The organism is Idiomarina ramblicola, assembly GCF_003987255.1.
In the GTDB taxonomy this organism is placed as follows: domain Bacteria; phylum Pseudomonadota; class Gammaproteobacteria; order Enterobacterales; family Alteromonadaceae; genus Idiomarina; species Idiomarina ramblicola.
Window position 1 is genome coordinate 1 of record NZ_PIQC01000013.1, and the last position, 3,664, is coordinate 3,664.

The following is a 3,664-nucleotide window of genomic DNA, read 5'->3' on the forward strand; positions in this document are numbered from 1 at the left end:
CCGCGATGTTGAGAAGAGGGTCTACCCCGATGTCAGCATGCGCAGGCTAAAGCGCCGAGAGCAAGGCTTGCGCCGAACGAAAGAGGGAGCATACCTCAATGGTATGTGACCGATTGAGTGAGAAGCATAACGCAGCTGTCGGTGTTTTAGACAAGCATCCGTGGGGCCATAGCTCAGCTGGGAGAGCGCCTGCCTTGCACGCAGGAGGTCAGCGGTTCGATCCCGCTTGGCTCCACCATTTCTTCTCTTAAGTAACCGTTAGCGTTAAGTGTTCTTACTCAAGAATGTTTACCGGTAACTTTGTGTTACGTGCTCTTTAACAACATGGAAAGCTGATTGTAATATTAAAAGTAAGAAATGCCACTCTACTTGAACAAACTGATTTGGTAGAGGCGTATCGAACTTGTGTACAGCGAGAACAAACAATCTTGGTCACGTATGCCAGACACCTTCGGGTTGTATGGTTAAGTGACTAAGCGTACACGGTGGATGCCTAGGCAGTTGGAGGCGATGAAGGACGTACTAACTTGCGATAAGCCATGATAAGCCAGTAAGAGGCACTTGAGTCATGGATTTCCGAATGGGGCAACCCACTCTGTTTACAGAGTATCCGGCACTGAATCAATAGGTGCCAGGAAGCGAACCCGGAGAACTGAAACATCTAAGTACCCGGAGGAAAAGAAATCAACCGAGATTTCCCCAGTAGCGGCGAGCGAACGGGAAGCAGCCCTTAAGCTTAACTTGTGCTAGCAGAATCCGATGGGAAGCGGAGCCACAGACGGTGAGAGCCCGGTATGTGACGGTGCATGATAAGTGAAATCGAGTAGGTCGGGACACGTGATATCCTGACTGAATATGGGGGGACCATCCTCCAAGGCTAAATACTCCCAACTGACCGATAGTGAACCAGTACCGTGAGGGAAAGGCGAAAAGAACCCCGGCGAGGGGAGTGAAACAGAACCTGAAACCGTGTACGTACAAGCAGTAGGAGCGGGTTCGTCCCGTGACTGCGTACCTTTTGTATAATGGGTCAGCGACTTATATTCTGTAGCAAGGTTAACCGTATAGGGAAGCCGTAGGGAAACCGAGTCTTAACTGGGCGTTGAGTTGCAGGGTATAGACCCGAAACCGGGCGATCTAACCATGAGCAGGTTGAAGATTGAGTAACATCAATTGGAGGACCGAACCCACTTATGTTGAAAAATGAGGGGATGACTTGTGGCTAGGAGTGAAAGGCTAATCAAGCCCGGAGATAGCTGGTTCTCCCCGAAATCTATTTAGGTAGAGCCTCGGACGAACACCATTGGGGGTAGAGCACTGTTTGGGCTAGGGGGTCATCCCGACTTACCAACCCCATGCAAACTCCGAATACCAATGAGTGCTATCCGGGAGACACACGGCGGGTGCTAACGTCCGTCGTGAAGAGGGAAACAACCCAGACCGCCAGCTAAGGTCCCGAAGTTATGGCTCAGTGGGAAACGATGTGGGAAGGCAGAGACAGCTAGGAGGTTGGCTTAGAAGCAGCCATCCTTTAAAGAAAGCGTAATAGCTCACTAGTCGAGTCGGCCTGCGCGGAAGATGTAACGGGGCTAAGCCATACACCGAAGCTGCGGCTGCATACTTTGTATGCGGGGTAGGGGAGCGTTCTGTAAGTGGGTGAAGGTGGTTCGAGAGGACTGCTGGACATATCAGAAGTGCGAATGCTGACATGAGTAACGATAATGGGAGTGAAAAACTCCCACGCCGGAAGACCAAGGTTTCCTATCCCATGCTAATCAGGGTAGGGTAAGTCGGCCCCTAAGGCGAGGCGGAAACGCGTAGTCGATGGAAAACAGGTCAATATTCCTGTACCGATGTTCATTGCGATGGGGGGACGGAGAAGGCTAGGTGAGCCGGGCGTTGGTAGTCCCGGTGAAAGTGCGTAGGCTGAGGGTTTAGGAAAATCCGGGTCCTTAAGGCCGAGACACGAGACGAGTACCCACGGGTGCGAAGTCATTGATGCCATGCTTCCGGGAAAAGCCTCTAAGCTTCAGATGAACATTGACCGTACCCCAAACCGACACAGGTGGTCAGGTAGAGAATACTAAGGCGCTTGAGAGAACTCGGGTGAAGGAACTAGGCAAAATAGTACCGTAACTTCGGGAGAAGGTACGCCACTGTTGGTGATTCACTTCGCGTGATGAGCTGGCGGTGGTCGCAGTGACCAGGTGGCTGGGACTGTTTATTAAAAACACAGCACTGTGCTAACACGAAAGTGGACGTATACGGTGTGACACCTGCCCGGTGCCGGAAGGTTAATTGATGGGGTTATCTTCGGAGAAGCTCTTGATCGAAGCCCCGGTAAACGGCGGCCGTAACTATAACGGTCCTAAGGTAGCGAAATTCCTTGTCGGGTAAGTTCCGACCTGCACGAATGGTGTAACCATGGCCACGCTGTCTCCACCCGAGACTCAGTGAAATTGAAATCGCAGTGAAGATGCTGTGTACCCGCGGCTAGACGGAAAGACCCCGTGAACCTTTACTACAGCTTGGCACTGAACATTGAACCTACATGTGTAGGATAGGTGGGAGGCTTTGAAGCATTGGCGCCAGTTGATGTGGAGCCACCCTTGAAATACCACCCTTGTATGTTTGATGTTCTAACATTGGCCCCTAATCGGGGTTGTGGACAGTGCCTGGTGGGTAGTTTGACTGGGGCGGTCTCCTCCCAAAGAGTAACGGAGGAGCACGAAGGTTGGCTAAGTACGGTCGGACATCGTACGGTTAGTGCAATGGCAGAAGCCAGCTTAACTGCGAGACAGACACGTCGAGCAGATACGAAAGTAGGTCATAGTGATCCGGTGGTTCTGAATGGAAGGGCCATCGCTCAACGGATAAAAGGTACTCCGGGGATAACAGGCTGATACCGCCCAAGAGTTCATATCGACGGCGGTGTTTGGCACCTCGATGTCGGCTCATCACATCCTGGGGCTGAAGTCGGTCCCAAGGGTATGGCTGTTCGCCATTTAAAGTGGTACGCGAGCTGGGTTTAGAACGTCGTGAGACAGTTCGGTCCCTATCTGCCGTGGGCGTTTGAGAGTTGAGAGGAGCTGCTCCTAGTACGAGAGGACCGGAGTGGACGAACCCCTGGTGTTCGGGTTGTCATGCCAATGGCATTGCCCGGTAGCTACGTTCGGAATCGATAACCGCTGAAAGCATCTAAGCGGGAAGCGAGCCTCGAGATAAGCTCTCACTAGCACTTAGAGTGCTCTGAAGGGTTGTTGGAGACTACAACGTTGATAGGCGGGGTGTGGAAGCGTAGTAATGCGTTGAGCTAACCCGTACTAATTGCCCGTGAGACTTAACCATACAACACCCAAGGTGTTTGGAACGTTACGCACAAGCGAGCGACTTTACCGAATTAGAACAAATAGAGTGGCGTTACTTTAAAAGACGCAGTCAGTTTTTACATGTTACAAAGTTCGTCCTGAACTTTGCCCTGACGGGCCGCACTAAAGTGCGTTCAAAATAGTTCCGGACAATTTTGTGTGACAGTTTATGTCTGGCGGCCATAGCGGTGTGGCACCACCTGAATCCTTTCCGAACTCAGAAGTGAAACACACCAGCGCCGATGGTAGTGTGGGGTCTCCCCATGCGAGAGTAGGTCACCGCCAGACTACAAATA

1 tRNA gene and 2 rRNA genes are annotated in these 3,664 nt (G+C 51.7%); all 3 read left to right on the forward strand.

What is annotated here, in order from left to right:
• Positions 1 to 162: 162 nt before the first annotated feature.
• Positions 163 to 238: transfer RNA gene (locus CWI78_RS12850), tRNA-Ala, on the forward strand.
• A 224-nt stretch (positions 239 to 462) separates the two neighbouring features.
• Positions 463 to 3,348, forward strand: a 23S ribosomal RNA gene (locus tag CWI78_RS12855).
• Positions 3,349 to 3,540: 192 nt separating this feature from the next.
• Positions 3,541 to 3,656, forward strand: a 5S ribosomal RNA gene (rrf, locus tag CWI78_RS12860).
• Positions 3,657 to 3,664 lie beyond the last annotated feature (8 nt).